This window comes from Reticulibacter mediterranei, assembly GCF_016587455.1.
This window is the reverse complement of the sequence record NZ_BNJK01000001.1, coordinates 4,819,681-4,836,250: the sequence shown is the minus strand read 5'-3', so window position 1 is coordinate 4,836,250 and position 16,570 is coordinate 4,819,681. Positions and strand designations below refer to the sequence as shown.

14 protein-coding genes, 3 tRNA genes and 2 rRNA genes are annotated in these 16,570 nt (G+C 51.6%); 8 read left to right on the top strand and 11 right to left on the bottom strand.

Annotated elements, in window-relative coordinates; translation table 11 throughout:
- Positions 1 to 2: 2 nt before the first annotated feature.
- On the top strand, positions 3 to 674 hold the full coding sequence (locus K3T83_RS20840) for an ABC transporter permease family protein (protein WP_220204863.1): 672 nt from the start codon (positions 3 to 5) through the stop codon (positions 672 to 674).
- Between the two features lie 71 nt (positions 675 to 745).
- Positions 746 to 1,531, top strand: coding sequence for a type III pantothenate kinase (locus K3T83_RS20835; RefSeq protein WP_220204862.1), 786 nt, complete (start codon positions 746 to 748; stop codon positions 1,529 to 1,531).
- Positions 1,532 to 1,681: 150 nt separating this feature from the next.
- On the opposite strand, the gene rrf is transcribed toward K3T83_RS20835, so the two are convergent.
- The 7 genes from rrf to K3T83_RS20800 all read right to left on the bottom strand — a co-directional run bounded on the left by rrf (position 1,682) and on the right by K3T83_RS20800 (position 6,336).
- Positions 1,682 to 1,798, bottom strand: a 5S ribosomal RNA gene (gene rrf, locus K3T83_RS20830).
- A gap of 102 nt (positions 1,799 to 1,900) precedes the next feature.
- Positions 1,901 to 1,973, bottom strand: a tRNA-Ala gene (locus tag K3T83_RS20825).
- 15 nt (positions 1,974 to 1,988) lie between these two features.
- A tRNA-Ile gene (locus K3T83_RS20820) sits at positions 1,989 to 2,062 on the bottom strand.
- A gap of 177 nt (positions 2,063 to 2,239) precedes the next feature.
- Positions 2,240 to 3,727, bottom strand: a 16S ribosomal RNA gene (locus K3T83_RS20815).
- Between the two features lie 247 nt (positions 3,728 to 3,974).
- Positions 3,975 to 4,646 carry a Uma2 family endonuclease gene (locus tag K3T83_RS20810; RefSeq protein WP_220204861.1) on the bottom strand — a complete coding sequence of 224 codons (672 nt, stop codon included), beginning with the start codon at positions 4,644 to 4,646 and terminating at the stop codon, positions 3,975 to 3,977.
- 161 nt (positions 4,647 to 4,807) lie between these two features.
- Positions 4,808 to 5,887 carry a Zn-dependent alcohol dehydrogenase gene (locus K3T83_RS20805; protein ID WP_220204860.1) on the bottom strand — a complete coding sequence of 360 codons (1,080 nt, stop codon included), beginning with the start codon at positions 5,885 to 5,887 and terminating at the stop codon, positions 4,808 to 4,810.
- Positions 5,884 to 6,336: a DUF6249 domain-containing protein gene (locus K3T83_RS20800; RefSeq protein WP_220204859.1), complete on the bottom strand. Its 453-nt coding sequence runs from the start codon at positions 6,334 to 6,336 to the stop codon at positions 5,884 to 5,886. Before K3T83_RS20800 ends, K3T83_RS20805 begins: the two co-directional genes overlap by 4 nt.
- 129 nt (positions 6,337 to 6,465) lie before the next feature.
- Between K3T83_RS20800 and K3T83_RS20795 the strand changes: the two genes are divergently transcribed.
- From K3T83_RS20795 to K3T83_RS20780, 4 genes are read left to right on the top strand one after another with little or no spacing between them, the layout of a single operon-like run.
- On the top strand, positions 6,466 to 7,095 hold the full coding sequence (locus K3T83_RS20795) for an RNA polymerase sigma factor (RefSeq protein ID WP_220204858.1): 630 nt from the start codon (positions 6,466 to 6,468) through the stop codon (positions 7,093 to 7,095).
- A 1-nt stretch (position 7,096) separates the two neighbouring features.
- Entirely contained in the window at positions 7,097 to 7,678 is a 582-nt protein-coding gene (locus K3T83_RS20790; RefSeq protein WP_220204857.1) for an anti-sigma factor family protein, read from the top strand.
- 34 nt (positions 7,679 to 7,712) lie between these two features.
- Positions 7,713 to 8,591, top strand: coding sequence for a UbiA family prenyltransferase (locus tag K3T83_RS20785; protein ID WP_220204856.1), 879 nt, complete (start codon positions 7,713 to 7,715; stop codon positions 8,589 to 8,591).
- Positions 8,592 to 8,605: 14 nt separating this feature from the next.
- On the top strand, positions 8,606 to 9,670 hold the full coding sequence (locus K3T83_RS20780) for a class I SAM-dependent methyltransferase (protein ID WP_220204855.1): 1,065 nt from the start codon (positions 8,606 to 8,608) through the stop codon (positions 9,668 to 9,670).
- Between the two features lie 102 nt (positions 9,671 to 9,772).
- Here the strand turns inward: K3T83_RS20780 and K3T83_RS20775 are convergent.
- A tRNA-Pro gene (locus K3T83_RS20775) sits at positions 9,773 to 9,846 on the bottom strand.
- Between the two features lie 415 nt (positions 9,847 to 10,261).
- Between K3T83_RS20775 and K3T83_RS20770 the strand changes: the two genes are divergently transcribed.
- The gene (locus K3T83_RS20770) at positions 10,262 to 12,112 is read left to right on the top strand and encodes an alpha/beta hydrolase (protein WP_220204854.1); all 1,851 of its coding nucleotides are present in this window, start codon (positions 10,262 to 10,264) and stop codon (positions 12,110 to 12,112) included.
- A gap of 78 nt (positions 12,113 to 12,190) precedes the next feature.
- Here K3T83_RS20770 and K3T83_RS20765 read toward each other — a convergent pair whose 3' ends face one another.
- On the bottom strand, positions 12,191 to 13,537 hold the full coding sequence (locus tag K3T83_RS20765; protein ID WP_220204853.1) for a cytochrome P450: 1,347 nt from the start codon (positions 13,535 to 13,537) through the stop codon (positions 12,191 to 12,193).
- A 6-nt stretch (positions 13,538 to 13,543) separates the two neighbouring features.
- Positions 13,544 to 14,080 carry a PadR family transcriptional regulator gene (locus K3T83_RS20760; protein WP_220204852.1) on the bottom strand — a complete coding sequence of 179 codons (537 nt, stop codon included), beginning with the start codon at positions 14,078 to 14,080 and terminating at the stop codon, positions 13,544 to 13,546.
- A 529-nt stretch (positions 14,081 to 14,609) separates the two neighbouring features.
- On the opposite strand from K3T83_RS20760, the gene K3T83_RS20755 reads away from it, so the two are divergent.
- The gene (locus tag K3T83_RS20755) at positions 14,610 to 15,329 is read left to right on the top strand and encodes an adenylate kinase (protein ID WP_220204851.1); all 720 of its coding nucleotides are present in this window, start codon (positions 14,610 to 14,612) and stop codon (positions 15,327 to 15,329) included.
- A gap of 66 nt (positions 15,330 to 15,395) precedes the next feature.
- Here the strand turns inward: K3T83_RS20755 and K3T83_RS20750 are convergent, their stop codons facing one another.
- Positions 15,396 to 16,256: a cupredoxin domain-containing protein gene (locus tag K3T83_RS20750; RefSeq protein WP_220204850.1), complete on the bottom strand. Its 861-nt coding sequence runs from the start codon at positions 16,254 to 16,256 to the stop codon at positions 15,396 to 15,398.
- Between the last annotated feature and the right edge of the window lie 314 nt (positions 16,257 to 16,570).

The window sequence follows — 16,570 nt, the reverse complement described above, 5'->3', positions numbered from 1 at the left end:
TCATGATTGCAGAGGAGATACTTACACAGGCGAAAGCCGATACTGGCTTGCCTCACGGCTGGGTCGTGTTTCCATTACTGCGCGACAAGATCATCGTCGGTCTGATCGGATGGGTCTTCGGTGCGCTGCTTGGATTAGGCTTATTTGCGTTTGTATCGTCAATCGTTATTCCCTACAACTACGAGCGAGGAGCCTTGCCAGCGGTCGTCACCACAATCTTGCTTGGTATCCTGCTCTTTGTTGGCCTGGGCAGTGCGTGGACTTTTATCAGCGATATTCGCCGCCTGCGCAACAGGGAGAAGCATCTGATCGTCATTACGCCCGAAGATTTTATTAAGCAAGAAGGCGATAAAATCATTCACGTTCCTCTGGTCAATATACGACATGTGACGGCTCGTGGCGCGCCGCCTCCCGAACAAAACCCTGAAGAGGGTGATATCTCACGTATGCCTTCGTCTGGCGAAAATATAACCAATCACTTTCTGGGACGAGCATTCTCGCCCTCCGGCATGAAAGCGCGGCGCAAACGCATGCGCACTCCAACTTCATTGGCGTTCGTAGATACACGAGACGACCAGGAGGTGACAGTCGTGACCGATTCCGCCTATGGAGACCCTTTTGCCATCGCCGCCGTATTAAAACAGTATGCCGCTGCGGTGCAGCAGTTGGTCTAACTTCAACCAAATATCATACAAGATGCAGGATCAATGAATGATCCAAGGAGAAAGTAGAGCGCAGAGCAGCTATGTTACTGGCTATTGATATCAGCAATACAAATATCAAATTTGGTCTTTATAACAGTGTGACGATGAAGCATCACTGGGTTGTCTCGACGGCGAGACAACGAACCGCCGATGAATATGCAATGGTACTGCACGATCTAATGTGTCACGCTGGCTTCAACTTTTCCGCCATCGACGATATTATTCTGTCGAGCGTCGTACCACCATTAACGCCCGTCTTTCAGGATCTCGCACTCCGCTATTGCGCAAAGGAAGCGCTGGTCATCACGCACGATCTCGATCTGGGCGTCGGGCTACTGGTCGATAATCCCTGGGAGTTGGGTTCTGACCGCATCGTTACCTCGCTGGCAGCGCATCAGCTCTATGGCGGTCCCGCCATCATCATTGCCTTCAGCACTGCAACAACGTTCGATGTTGTTTCTGAGTCCGGCGATTTTCTGGGAGGAGCCATCGCCCCCGGCCTGGTGATCTCTGCCGAAGCGTTAAGCAGTGCCGCATCACGCCTCTATCGCGTCGATATGACGCCCCCACGAGCGGCGCTGGGGAAAAACACCATTGAGAATATGCAATCGGGCATTATCTACGGGCATGTCGGATTGGTTCAGGGCTTGATTGCTCGCTTGCGTCAGGAGATACCGGGAATGACAGAGAACAGCGAGGTGAAAGTCATCGCGCACGGCGGCCTCGCTCAATTGATGGCACCTCTAATTCCCGAGATCCAGTACGTCAACCAATATTTGCCGCTGGAAGGGTTGCGTCTGGCTTACGCGAAGATCCGCAATAGATAAACGATGTAATGCAGGTCGTAGTGGAGCGATTGATCGCGGTGGGGCGGTTTCACAGACGGTTTGAGCCACCGCGATCAATCGCTCCACTACGAAATGGGAAATTACAAAGAAGCGGATTGCATAAAAAATACCCGCCCATACAGGCGGGTGGAATGGCAATGTCCAATTTTCCCATGCAGTTGCCCACACAGTATCGTCGGAGCTGGAAGGCTTAACTTCCGTGTTCGGGATGGGAACGGGTGTTTCCCTTCCGCTATAATCACCATCCCACCTGCATATACAAGCGGGTTAAGTACTTCCTCTCAGATCGACTGAGCGAAGCTAGAGACACAGTCTCGTTGTCGATCTGCACAAGGAAACTTCTCCTGATGGAGACGAGGGGATTCGAACCCCTGACCTCCGCCGTGCAAAGGCGGCGCTCTTCCAACTAAGCTACGTCCCCTCGTAGATAGGAGAATGGGCCTTCCTGGACTCGAACCAGGGACCTCAGTCTTATCAGGACTGCGCTCTAACCACCTGAGCTAAAAGCCCGTGAGTGAAAGCTTCTTGAGCTACGGACAACTCAAGAGTGGTAAGGACTAACATGCCTGTCAGCTATGATAAGCTTGAACAGGGTACTCACCCTAAAGTGAGTATCGACCTGAGAGTGAGTTGACTTGTTGCGGATTATACCTCATCGGCTTCATCCTGTCAACTACTGCTCCCTAGAAAGGAGGTGATCCAGCCGCACCTTCCGGTACGGCTACCTTGTTACGACTTCACCCCAATCACCGACCCCACCCTCGACGCCTGCCTCCCACAAGGGGTTAGCCTGGCGGCTTCAGGTGTTGCCGACTTTCGTGGTGTGACGGGCGGTGTGTACAAGACCCGGGAACGTATTCACCGTGATGTGCTGACTCACGGTTACTAGCAACTCCAACTTCATGTAGGCGGGTTGCAGCCTACAATCTGAACTGAGACCGGGTTTGCTGAGATTGGCTCCCCCTCGCGGGTTGGCGACTCGTTGTCCCGGCCATTGTAGCGTGTGTGTCGCCCAGGATGTAAGGGCCGTGCTGACTTGACGTCATCCCCACCTTCCTCCACTTTGAGAGTGGCAGTTTCGCTAGAGAAATCCAACTAACGACAGGGGTTGCGCTCGTTGCGGGACTTAACCCAACATCTCACGACACGAGCTGACGACAGCCATGCAGCACCTGTGCTTGCGTCCCTTGCGGGCACGCCCCGTTACGGGCGGTGCGCAAGCATGTCAAATCCTGGTAAGGTTCTTCGCGTTGCATCGAATTAAACCACACGCTCCGCTGCTTGTGCGGGTCCCCGTCAATTCCTTTGAGTTTTAATCTTGCGACCGTACTCCCCAGGCGGACCACTTATCGCGTTTGCTTACGACACGTAGGGGGTCGATACCCCACACATCTAGTGGTCATCGTTTACGGCCAGGACTACCGGGGTATCTAATCCCGTTCGCTCCCCTGGCTTTCGCACCTGAGCGTCAGGTACTCCCCAGGACACTGCCTTCGCCTTCGGTGTTCCTCCGGATCTCTACGCATTTCACCACTCCACCCGGAATTCCGTGTCCCTCTGAAGCCCTCAAGTCTCTCAGTTTTCAAAGCACTTTGGCAGTTAAGCCACCAACTGTCACTCCAAACTTAAGAGACCGCCTGCGTGCGCTTTACGCCCAGTAACTCCGGACAACGCTTGCCCCCTACGTATTACCGCGGCTGCTGGCACGTAGTTAGCCGGGGCTTGTTCCTCTGGTACCGTCCTTACTCGTCCCAAAGAAAAGCAGTTTACAACCCGAAGGCCGTCATCCTGCACGCGGCGTTGCTCGGTCAGGGTTGCCCCCATTGCCGAAAATTCCTCACTGCTGCCCCCCGTAGGAGTCTGGGCCGTTCTCAATCCCAGTGTGGCTGATCGTCCTCTCAGACCAGCTACTGATCGTCGCTTTGGTAGGCCATTACCCCACCAACTGGCTAATCAGCCGCAGGCTCATCTCCCGGCGCCCCCGAAGGAGCTTTCCTTCGTGCGAAGGATATGCGGTATTGTCGGCGATTTCTCGCCGGTATTCCTCACCCAGAGGTAGATAACCCACGTGTTCCTCACCCGTCCGCCACTCCCTTATTGCTAAGGGCGTTCGACTTGCATGTGTTAGGCACGCCGCCAGCGTTTATCCTGAGCCAGGATCAAACTCGCCATCCAAATTTATACAAATCTCTCAACGGAGATTTATGTTCTTTTGTGATCTGATGACAAGCTTATCCATCATTGACAGGTTCTTACTATTATTTCCTTACCACTCTTCAGTTGTTCATGTACCCTTGATGCTTTCACATCTCTGTGTCCGTCCGTTTTTTTCTTTCGTCCGGCACGTGCAGAATAATAACACTGCTCTGTTCTCCTGTCAAGAGGTTTTTTTACGAAATTCTAAAAATTGGAAAAATTCATTTTAGTAGTCGCTCTGAACGCCTTCCTGCCGCCCATCTACGGGTGCATCAGGCAGAACCAGCCCTTCATCATCCGGCATAGGAGGGATACGCAAACCCTCATAGAGCGCATCCACTGGTACATACAGATCCAGACTCGCAAGCTCTATCACGCTTCCTTCACCATAAGTATGATGCGTCCACGAGCCGTTCTCCATGCGGCGATAAACCTCGACGAGTTGGAAACGAGTATTGACCAGCACATATTCATGCACACAGGGATGCGCACGATACAAATCGAGCTTTTTCCCACGATCTTTCTTTTCCGTCGATGGAGAAAGCACTTCTACTACGAGACGGGGAGAACAGAGTATGTCGTTATCATCCTGGTGATCGGAAATATCACAGGAAACAACAACGTCAGGGTAAACGTAGCATTTTTTTGTTATCTGAACACGAGTATCGCTGTTATATACGCGACATGGACTACGATGGCCCAGTTGTTCTCTTAGCTGAAAATACATTGCTCCAGCCAAGCTATTATGGGCTATTTTGCCTCCAGCCAGAGCAACAACTTCGCCATCATAATATTCATGCTTCTCATCACTGGCGCGATCATAGCCCAGATACTCTTCAACGGTCATATACATAGGCATCCGATCCTGTTGAGGGTCTTGCTTAGGGTTTGCAACCATCGCTCTTACCACCTTTCATCCTAACAGAACTACACAAAAAGTTGTAGCATTTAAAATACTACACTTACATTATAGTTCTTTTTCCCTCACAATACAACGGAAAAGAGCGAGGTGAAGAGAAGATACCGGATCAGACAGATTGATCTAGTATCCAATAAAATTTACATAACAATCACGTTACGCAGCGCCTCGCCTCGCTCCATCATCTCTATCGCCTCGTTGATCTGCTCCAGAGGATAGCGAGCAGTAATCAGTTCATCCAGTTTGAGCCGTCCCTGCTGATAGAGGTCAACCAGCCAGGGAATATCGCTGTTCAGCCGCGTCGATCCCATAAAGCTCCCTAACACGCGCAAACTCTTAGCCGCCACAAGCATTGCTGGCAGTGGCACGGTAGCGTCAATTGGCGGCAATCCCACGATCACCAGTGTACCAGCTCGTCGCAGCAACGGGATGCCTTGTGCAATTGCCGCCGTGCTGCCAACTGTGACAAGCACGTAATCGGCACCGCGTCCACCTGTTAACCCTTTAATTAACGCTGGCAACTCTTCCTGTCTCGCGTTAAATGTATCTGTCGCGCCAAATAGTTTGGCGGCCTCCAGTTTGCGCTCAATGAGATCGATGGCGATAATACGACTGGCTCCCGCTAAAACTGCTCCCTGTACTGCATTGAGACCAACGCCTCCGGCACCAATGACAACTACACTACTGCCCGGCCTGACCTGTGCCGTATTGACAACCGCACCCAGACCAGTAATCACACCACAGGCCAGCAGCGCCGCACGATCCAACGACAAATCAGCAGGAACCTGCACCACCTGTGATTGATCGACCACCACGTATTCTGCAAAAGCGCCCGTGCTGATCCCTTGATATACGATGTCTCCCTCTTGGGTATGCAAACGGCTTTCGGTGCTGAGGGCAAAGTTGCCACTGCAATGATTGGGGAGTCCAGTTGTACAGTAGAAGCAGCGGCCACACGAGCGCAGCAAAGAAATAATGACACGATCACCTACCTGGGCGAGCGTGACGTTTTCACCAACCTCCTCAACCACGCCCGCCGCTTCGTGACCAACCACGACGGGCAATTGCGCGCCCCAATCGCCGCGAATATGGTGAATGTCGCTGTGGCAGATGGCTACGGCGACCACACGCACTTTTACCTCTCCCCGCTGCGGGGCATCAATCTCAATGTCGTCAACCCGTAATGGTTGACCAAGTTCATAACACACGGCAGCTTTCATGATCGCTCCTGACGCTCCTTGTTACGATGATCCTGGATAGGGATCACTCTCTCTTCATCGGGTTCCTTGCCTTCTTCGGGCGGATTCGGATTGTTTTGTTCCAGGTAATAGCTCACGATCAATGCGGCCCCTACTCCTAACGGAATCAAACCGGGGAGCAGCCAGGGGCCAAGATGGAAAGGGGCTGCGGTAAATGCTGAAGGGAGTAAAAAGCCAAGCGGATAGAGGCCCACCGTTAGAGCCAGCCCCACCATGCCTGTAATCAATCCAGCACGCAACAATCCCCTGTTGCGCCTTCGCTTCTGTGCCAATTCCGCTGGATTGATGCCAGAAGTAATCAGGGCCATACGCTCTCTATGATGCAGATAGCGCAATAGCACAATAAAACCGAAAAAGATCGCCAACGCGATTAGCCAGCCGATCAAGATAACTATAAATTGGGGAGTCATTCGGCATACCTCTTTGCTTGTACAATTACTCTATGATAAGATACGTCTGGTACACGAGATGTTTCGCCAATTTGGTGAAACTTTCTCCCCGATATTGTTCTCTAATATTTTACTATGAGTGAGTACCTGTTGCAGCCGCCGCATAGCATAGGAATACCAATTCCAAATATTGCCACCACCTCTGCTGATGAAAACGATGCAGAGCTTGTAGTTGCAAGCCAGGGGGGAGATCAAGATGCATTTGCCCAACTGGTGCAGCGTCACCAACGCCGCGTTTTCAATTTGGTCTTTCGCATGCTTCAACAATATGAAGAAGCAAATGAAGTAACCCAGGAGACGTTTCTTGCCGCCTGGCAGGGTCTGTCCTCCTTTCGTGGTGATGCTCGCTTCTCTACCTGGCTTTATCGTATCGCTTATAATTGCTGTCTCAAACAACTTGAACAGCGCAAAAAAGATAAGGCTTTAAATGCCGCAATACAGGCCGAGCACCTGCTGGATCATGCCGACAAGGAAGAACGGGCCAGTACAGTATTAGAGATACACGATTATCAAAATCTTGTCCGCGAACACCTCTCTATGTTGCCTGCCAAGTACCGTGTCGTCTTAGTATTGAGGCATCTACAAGAAATGACTTACGAGGAGATGGCCGAAATTTTAACTATCCCCATCGGTACAATCAAAACTCATCTATTTCGCGCACGCAATCTACTCAAAGAGCGTCTGGAGACATTTGAGCAGGAATGGAAAACGAGAGGTTAGTATGCGCTGTTCGAGAGCCATTCATTTGTTACAATTCTATATTGATCAGCAGCTCCCGCTGAAACAGATGCGCGCACTGGAGAACCATCTCTCCGATTGCGCCGCCTGCCGACACGAACTCATCCTTCTTGAGACGATTGATCATGCCCTCACTAATCTTGAGTCCGTGAAAGAGCCTCCCGACCTGACCGCAAACATTATGCGCCGCGTGGCTTTAACAACAAAGCGTGCTGCTGAACGTGCAGCGGAACAGGCTCGTAAAGAACCTGTTTTCGTCCTCTTCCGCCCCTCTTTGCCAGAACTGGTGGCCGTTGTGGTACTCGCTACCATGACCACTTTTGGGATCTTTATCCAGCAGCCTGCTTTTAGTTCTCTCATCTCTCTCGCCACTAGACATGATGGCGTTTCGCCGGTTCTGCTCGACGGCTGGAAACTGCTTTTGAGCTTGAATAGCAATACACTCATGCTCTTTTTCTGGGTCATTGGTACCATCCTCGGTATCTGGATTACACTGGTGCTGGCTGGCAGCGAGATGCGCAACATGTGGTTGAAAGCAATGATGGATCGTCTGCCCGTCTGGTAACGCACAAATCCGTTTTCAGAGAGGAGCGCATACTGTGGAGATTGCTAAAAAACGTCGCTTGCCCGATCTACTCTATGGCTTCTATCTGCTCTGCCATCCCGGACCAGTGCTATTTCACATTCTAGCGGTTACAGCCATTGCACTGCTCGCCGCCTGGCCGCATCTTGTGTGGAGTACGCTTGCTCTCGTCGTTGCAGCACATACAACAATGCAGCTTTCTATCGCCATTCTCAATGATTATTGTGATCGCCAGCGCGACACATCGAGCAAGAAGCACAAACCGCTCCCGCTCGGTCTGGTGCGTCCACGAGAGGCACTGATAGCTGGCATCCTATTAATGGTCGTGATGGTTGTGCTTCTGCTGCCGCTGCCCACACTAGCTCTGCTCATCTCTCTGCTCTATCTCGCGCTGGGTCAGGGCTATAATCTGGGCCTGAAGTCCACGCCACTGAGCGGCATCGTCTTCGCGCTGGCTATTCCACTCATTCCACTCTATGCCTTTGTCGGCGTCGGTCGTATAATACCGTTCGTCCTCTGGCTGGTGCCAGTTGCCGCGCTGCTGGGAGTGGCTTTAAATCTGGCAAATTCGCTCCCCGATATCGAGGAGGACACGGCCAGTGGTGCGCACACGCTGGCTGTAGTGTTGGGCGTCAAAAATACGTTTCTTCTCTGTCCTGTGCTGCTCTTTCTGGCGGCGCTGCTGGTCGGTCTGCTGGCCCTGATACAGATCGTTCCCGCTCAACTCTGGGTGCTGCTGCCGACATTGCTGCTCGTCTGCGTTGCGATAGGCGCACTGCTGATCGTTTCCGGTCCCCGCAAGCCGCTGAAAACGCGCAAAACCTATTTCTATATTGTTGTACTCACCTGTCTCGTGCTGGCTGCTGGCTGGCTGATCAGTGCTCTGAGTTCATGAAAGGCGGACACATAGTGCCACTACGTCTTACCCCGCTTGAATATCTCTTGTCGCGCTTCAATCTCCTGCCCGTCCCGCTCTTCGACACTCCGCTTGCCCCAGGCATCGCCCGTATGCTCATCACGGCCTGCGAACTGGACCTCTTTGACACGCTTAGTCGTGGCCCGCTGCCTCTGGACACCTTAGCTGAGCGGCTCCAATGTCATCCCCAGGGTCTCCAGCTATTGCTGCACATCCTCGTTTCGGCAGGCTATCTGCGCTACCATCGCAACTGCTATGCCAACACCCGCCTGTCTCAGCGCTGGCTTACCAGCTCCTCACCTATGAATGTTGCGCCTTACATCGTCCATAGCCAGGATATCATCGCCATCTGGGATCACGTCGATAAAGTCATCCATACGAACGCCCAGGCTATGCGTATGCCCTATGAAGAGGATGCTAGCACACCGGAGATGCAGCGCTTACTGGCACGTCACTACGCCGGTCTCGCATCTCTGGCAACGACGCTCGGCGCAGAGGTCGCCTATCGCGTTGGTCTCCCAACTGGTTCCACTCAACTGCTCGATGTGGGCGGCTCGCATGCAGGCTATAGCGTCCTGTTCTGCCGCAAATATCCCGCGCTGCACTCTACGATTCTCGATATCCAGGCCGGTATCCAGGCTGGACAGCGGACCGCAAAACAGACGAACATGACCGACCATATGAGCTTCGTCTGTGGCGATATTGTCAAAGATGATTTCTCGACGCTCTTCTCCCACACCTTCGATGTGGCGCTCTATTTTCACATCGCCCATCTTTTGCCAGCAGAACTAAACGCGATGATCTTAAAAAAGGTTGCGGAGAGGCTCAGGCCAGGCGGTATGCTAGTATTTGTGGACCAGGTGACGGATCAGACACACGGTTCCCGCCTGGCCTCGCTTATGGTGCAATTCATGGCCCTGACGATGACAACCGTAGGTGGCACCTGCTACCCCTTCGCCACCATCCGCACCTGGCTAGAGCAAGCAGGCATGGAACGAGTCCGCGCCCACCGCTTGCTGACACCGGGCGCGACGCTGATTACTGCGATCAAGAAATAATGATTTGTACTCATGGGTCATGTTTTGAGGATGGGGTTGATTGAAGACATAAAAACAAGGCGGAAAGCCAATTTATATACCAGCTTTCCGCCTTATGCTGAGTCGGGGTGAGAGGATTTGAACCTCCGACCACTTCAACCCCATTGAAGTGCGCTACCGGGCTGCGCTACACCCCGCCGTTCTTAGAATGAACTCAGTATAGCAGATACAAAGCAACTCGTCAAGAGTTTTTTTCCTCTTTCAGAAATGCTTTCCACATCGGATGTATCCGCTCATCAAGACAATTCCACTCTGGCTCCGTTGCTAGTATCGCTCAAATACGGTATCCTGACAATAGCTACAAATAGGTAGGTAGTTCCTGCTCAGCAAACAATCTGAGCCGGATTTACAGGCGTTCTTGGGCTATTAACGCAAGAGGTTGCGGCCAGATTACGTAACCAGGCTTCGTCTATCCATCTGAGAGATCAAACTAGAGTTTTCTACGGTAGTACTATGTGATCTGGTTAATAGCGATACATCATATGAGCAAGTTATAAAATAGGTATGTACATGCGGATACCTCGTTAATGCAGGATGAAAGGTCGGTTCCCGATGGCGGATAATAATGATACCAATAATAGCAATATACAATATGATGACTTTCCCGATTATACATTGATAGATGCCAACATTCCATATCGCGAATACGCACCTCCTGTCCGACCGGGAAATAACGGGCAGCAGGCCCGCCCTGGCATACCACCAGCACGCGGCGAAATGATGTACCCGCCATATCCTCCCGCGAATGGTGCAGTTCCAGGGCAGCGCCCACCTCTCACTCCATCGCCATTTCTGCCACATCCAGTCCCGCGACCAACACCGCCACAGCCACCAAGCATGAAATGGGTCTACATGGCAGCTGGCATCCTGGGCGTCGTTCTGGTCATTACAGCCGCCACCTCTGGCCTGCTTTTCTATCGCCAGCAAAACGCCACTCAAACCGCCCATATGCAAGCCACCGCCACAGCAAAAGCTATACCCACACCAACCTATAAAGTGAGCTATCACGCCACCTCCTGCCCCTTTACTCCTGCTAGCGGCATTACTGAAGGGAAAGATGTCACCTGTGGCTTCCTGACCGTCCCTGAAAATCGCGATCAACCGCATGGAAAAACCATTCAACTCGCCGTCGCTATCTTTAAAGGCTCAGGCAACGATGCTTCCAGCATTCCCGACTTCTATCTGACCGGTGGCCCCGGCGGTGGCGTCCTCTCAGACTTTGGACCATATATCACATCCGGCAATCTGCGGCGCATCACATTGAGCCATGACCTGATCCTGCTAGACCAGCGCGGCACCGGATACTCACGTCCCGCCCTCGATTGTTCCGAGTTCACCAATCTCGAAAACAGCACAGCCAACGAGACGTTAACAAACACTCAGGAGAATAAGTTATATGTGCAGGCCGCCCAGAAGTGCCGCGACCGCCTGACAAAATCCGGGATCGATCTCAATATGTACACCACGATTGCCAACGCCACCGATGTACACGATCTGATCGGCGCGCTTGGCTATAAGCAGGTCAACCTGTATGGCGTCTCCTACGGCACGCGCCTTGCGCTCACTGTGATGCGCCTCTTCCCCGGCGATATCCGTAGCGTCATTCTGGACTCAACCGTCCCGACCCAAAGCAATCTCTTTACTGCCCTTCCCGCCGTCACTCAGCACGCCTTCGATGTCCTCTTTCATGGTTGCCAGATAAACGCGCATTGCAACACCGCCAATCCCCAGGTTGAAGATATCTTTTACAAGCTGGTGACGCGTATGAATGCCCATCCCATCTCGTTCCAGGACGCACAGTATGGCCCAGTTCAACTCAGCGGCGATGGACTGGCAAGTTGGCTGTTCGGCGCACAATATATCACCCGCCTCATTCCCCTGTTGCCTTCAGTTATCATGCAGATCAACGAGGGAAACTACAAGCTGATCTCACAATACTATGGCTACGTCGAATATTCGGGCGGCATCAGCTATGGCATGTATTATTCCGTCGAATGCGGAGAAGATCTGGCGTTCTTGAAACCGCAGGATCTGGTAAACGCGGCAAATGTGGCACGCCCGGAGATTCGCGCCGGCCTGCTGGCAAATATTCAGGATAGCTATGATGTCTGTCAGATCTGGGGTCAGAAGCCAGTGCCATCGGTACAAAAGCAACCCGTGACAAGTTCTTTGCCAACACTGATTCTTTCGGGCGAATACGATCCGATCACGCCTCCCTCCAACGGCAAGGCGGCTCAGACGACGCTCAGCAACAGCTTCTTCTATCAGTTCCCGGCCACCGGTCACGGCGTCTTTTATACCGACACCTGCCCCGACACAATTATGATGGACTTTTTACGCCAACCAACTGAGAAGCCCGACTCGGGCTGCATAGCCGTCATGCCAGAGCCGAACTTTCAGTGATACAGGTGATAAATGCTAAACAGCGTTATTAGAGAGCATAGGCAAGATAGAGCAACCAGCACTCCTTCGTCATATACTTTACCGTCTCGCCACAACGCGCAGTTTCAATTGCTGGCCGGGCGATGGGGTTGGATCGCGCTTGATGGTTAGCTGGTAGTCTGGTGGATCTAATGCCAACTGGTAGGTATGTAAAATGACGGCGGGAATGACCATTAGTTGGATCTCAGCGATACCAGATCCCAGGCAGGTATGATCTCCCAGACCAAAGGGCGCGTAGGCTCCACGCTGCCGCTGCTCATTGCGCGGCTCGTGATAGCGATCAATGTCGAAAGCCTCGGGACTGGGAAAAAGCTCTGGCAGAAAGTGGGGGGCTGTCATCGCAACATATACATTATCTCCTGGTTCCAGACGATACCCGGCAAAGGTGAAGGGCTGCGCAACGCGCGCTTTATGGCCTTCTGCCACAGGATAGAGGCGTAGCGTCTCTATCGCCGCCCCATGCAACGCCTGCATCGTTTTCAATAGCTCCCAGGTGAGCGATCCCTGCGCAAAAGCCGCATCGACCTCGGCAACGACGCGCTGCAAGATATCTGGCTCTTTGAGGAGCGCATAGAGCATGAAACTGGTGCTATTGGCAACCGTGTCCAGGCCAGCAAGGAATGGCCCCAGACCTATCAGCGCCTGCACCTGTTCAGGCATATGGTGCAATCCTTTTGCTACGTCTACCAGTTGCTCATCAAGCAGATCAGGTTTTCTGTCGCTACTGGCTTGATCGCTATGGGCCGCCAGAATAGCGCGTCCCAGTTCATAGGCTCGCTCCTGCGCCCGCTGGAATTCAGGCGATAACGGCGTTACATCAGCAGAATGGCCTCCACCAAATGAGCTGTTAATGGCCGTGTTCAGATAGGTTACAAGGTCGGGCAGGTAATCGCCTACGCTATAATTCACAAGCAATTGTCCTAGTTGTTCGGAGACCACACGCTGCATCGCAGGCAGCACAACTACGCGCTGTTCGGGATGCCATTGCGTGAACTCGTGAGTAATGGCAATCATGCGCGGCAACTGATCCAGCATGTGCGTACGCGAGTAGTTCCGGCTCTCTCTGGCGCGACGCTGACGGTTCGCGATGCCGTCTCGCTCCTGACTGATCCTGGTCTCAGCCTTATTCATAGTGGCAAAGAACTCTTCCCATTCTTCATGCGAAGTAAAGAGTTCATATTCATGCCGGGCAATGAAGGTATTCGCCTCTGGCCCGACCATCACCGTTACAGTTCCCTCTGGCCGCAACATACGAAAAATCGGTCCCAATTTGCGATATTGCTGTGCAAAGAAGCGGGGACCACTCCCCTCCTCTGTCAACAGTGGCGGTAATGGGGTATCTTCACATATTCCTTTCCGCCAGAGGTCGGTTTCGAGATTGCTCATCTGTCCTTACCTTTCCCCTTCTCGCTGTATCTTTTGGATCAGCGTTTGAATCCATTCGAGTTCCAGATGCCGCTGCTGCTCACTAAGCAACAGAACGTCCTGGGCATATGATCCAGGTGGCATATGCTGTTCTGTCAGCCCCTTTAACTCCTGAAAACGGTTTAGCACCTTCATGATTTGCTCCATGCGGATCTGCAAAATCTCCAGGCGTATCTCCGGCTCCAGAAGATGGAAAAAGGCCACTCTCACCAGAAATTCCGCATCGTTGCGCAACAACTCAGGCGAAAAATCCAGCAAAAGCCCTTGCAAGATCTCCATGCCATGCTCGGTAAGCTGATAGATATGTCTATCCGGCTTGCCTTCCTGTCGCTCAACTGTTCGCTGCACCGCGCCCATCTCTTCAAAGCGCTTGAGAGCCGGATACAACGTCTTATTGTTGAGTGAGATACTTCCAGCCAGCGCTCGCTCAACACTCTTCTTAATTTCATAGCCATGTTGCGGCCTGGTTCTGAGCGCCGCCAGAATCACTATCTCTGCATACATATGTTACTTTCACCTATGTTACTATTATATAGGTGAAAGTAACATATAAAATGGAAGATGTCAAGTGTTAGCCACAAAGAAAATGATGCTCATATATTTCGTAGTCTAGCGATTTATCGCGTTGACTTCGTTTCTTGTATGGTTCACGTGCGCGATAAATCGCTAGACTACGAAATATGTTGTAATCTATGAATTATTCGTATTATAAATTTTAACCCTTGAATATTAAACACATCAATCACTTCTTTTCTTATTATGATAATAAAACTTCCATCTTTTAATAAAGAGGTATGATCTCTGTCTTCTTTTAGAGGGGTGGATATTGTAGTACAATATGATATAGACTGCTATTCTATGGATTATTCAGGTTAGCGTGTCTATCCTGACCAGGAACTTGCCTGATTCCTTTTGGAAGGTCGGTTTAGCAGCTATATTCGTATCGGGAAAAGTTATAGGGTGGCGAAACCTCATGAGGTGGCATCGTCACTACTCAACGACGAGTTCTGACGAACTTTCAATGGAGGAAAGCATGAACATTATTCTCATTGGTGCGCAGGGATCGGGGAAGGGAACACAGGCAGAGAAGCTTTCAGAGGCTCTTGGCATTTGCCATGTTGCCAGCGGCGATCTTTTCCGTAAAGCGTTGAGCGAGCAAACAGCGTTGGGTCTTAAAGCGAAAACGTATATGGACAAGGGTGAACTGGTTCCTGATGATATTACGGTGGCAATGATCCTGGAGCGACTGACCGAGCTAAGAAGTGAGCCTGGTTTTTTGCTCGATGGGTTCCCGCGCACCATCGCTCAGGCTCAAGTGCTGGATCAGGAGCTAGAGCGCGTTGGAGAGCGCATCCATCAGGCAATTTATCTGGAGGTTCCACGTGAAGCGCTGCTCAAGCGACTTTCTGGTAGATATATCTGTCGCGCCCACCAGCATATCTATAATATTCATAGCCTCCCTCCAAAAATATCCGGTATCTGCGATCTCGATGGCAGCCCGTTATATCAACGAGCAGATGATACCGGCGAGGCGGTACAAAAACGCCTGGATATCTTCTTTAACGAAACCATTCACCTGCTCGACTGCTATAGAAGACAGAACAAATTAATTGTCGTCAACGGCAATCAGGACATCGGGCAGGTACATCGCCAGCTCTTGAGTATCATCAGTGTGCCAGTCGGGATGAAGGGCATCAACGAACTGCGACCCTGGCAGATTCCGCACACTCCTATCATTCCACCGCTTCAGTAGCCAGGAAATAGCTGTAAAGAGAACGCCTCTAGTTCGGGAAGGTTTTCCCGAGCCAGAGGCGTTCTTTCATTCCCGCCCCCCAAGAAGACCATGCAAGCCACAGAGACACTTAAAGGTGCCGGATTTAGTTAACGTTCTGGTCAATGTGCTATGCAACCAGCCTGGAATCACACCGCTATATCCCGATTTGAACAGCCTCGTCGCGCCAACATATTTCGGACCTCCGTATGAGCGGAACATACCATTCCACTTAACACCAGAAGTGACCTTCTTGCCAACATACTTGACGGCATGTGGCAATTGCGTACTTCTATTCGCCACCAGTCCATCGCCAATCCCTGCGCCTACATGACGATTATTGGCTATGCCTTTTGTCTGACCAACCTGCCCTTGCTCATCACTCTGCGTTCCAGCCTCGCTTTGCTGATCGTAGACTTGCTGCGAAGAAGGATAGGGAGTTCCCGCCGGTCGCACATGCACGACGCCTATCATTAATGGATCAACCAGACAGTAATAAATAAAGTCGCCTGTTATACCAAAGGTCAAACGATAGGATTTGGATGCATGGAAACTGAAGTTAGCAACGTTGCTCAAGATCCCAGAATTAAAGTAGTGCTTGCCATCATACACGTTGCTACCAACTCTGTTGGTCTGTTGCGGATTCGTCTCATCAAAAGAGAGTGGCTGCTGTCCAGGGGGCAAAAATGTTACTGTGTGTATTTCGCTGCTGTGTGATGTCCACATGATACTATCACCAATGTTTACCTGAAGAACATCTGGCAAAAACGCCTTGCCCCGAATCACCCGACTTCGGTTTTCAACGCCAACCACCACGAACCATGTGCGCGGTGCCGCCGTTTCATGTGCTGATACTGGACTGGCCTGGAACAATGTCAGGAGCATTCCCAGCAAGAAACCAATGGCCATTCTCCAGCTCTTCGCTCTCTTCCTGCACTCAAACATTACCTATTCTCCTATCGCATCATGCCCAAATACATCCTCTCATTTCTTTACAGCTAACTACTCCCGATAGCCCCTCGTTGATAGCATCGGGAATCGACAACATAAACAAACAGGCTCCTCTTCATGTGCTGAGCCTGCCTGTTGCTATGATTATTTTATCGGCGAATCAAGCGAAAAATTCGGTCACTTTCTCACAGGTGAGACGAAAGGCCACGCGATCCTGCCGCATAAACGTAGATATATATTGTTGTCTGGTCTCCTCATCTTTGAGATACTGC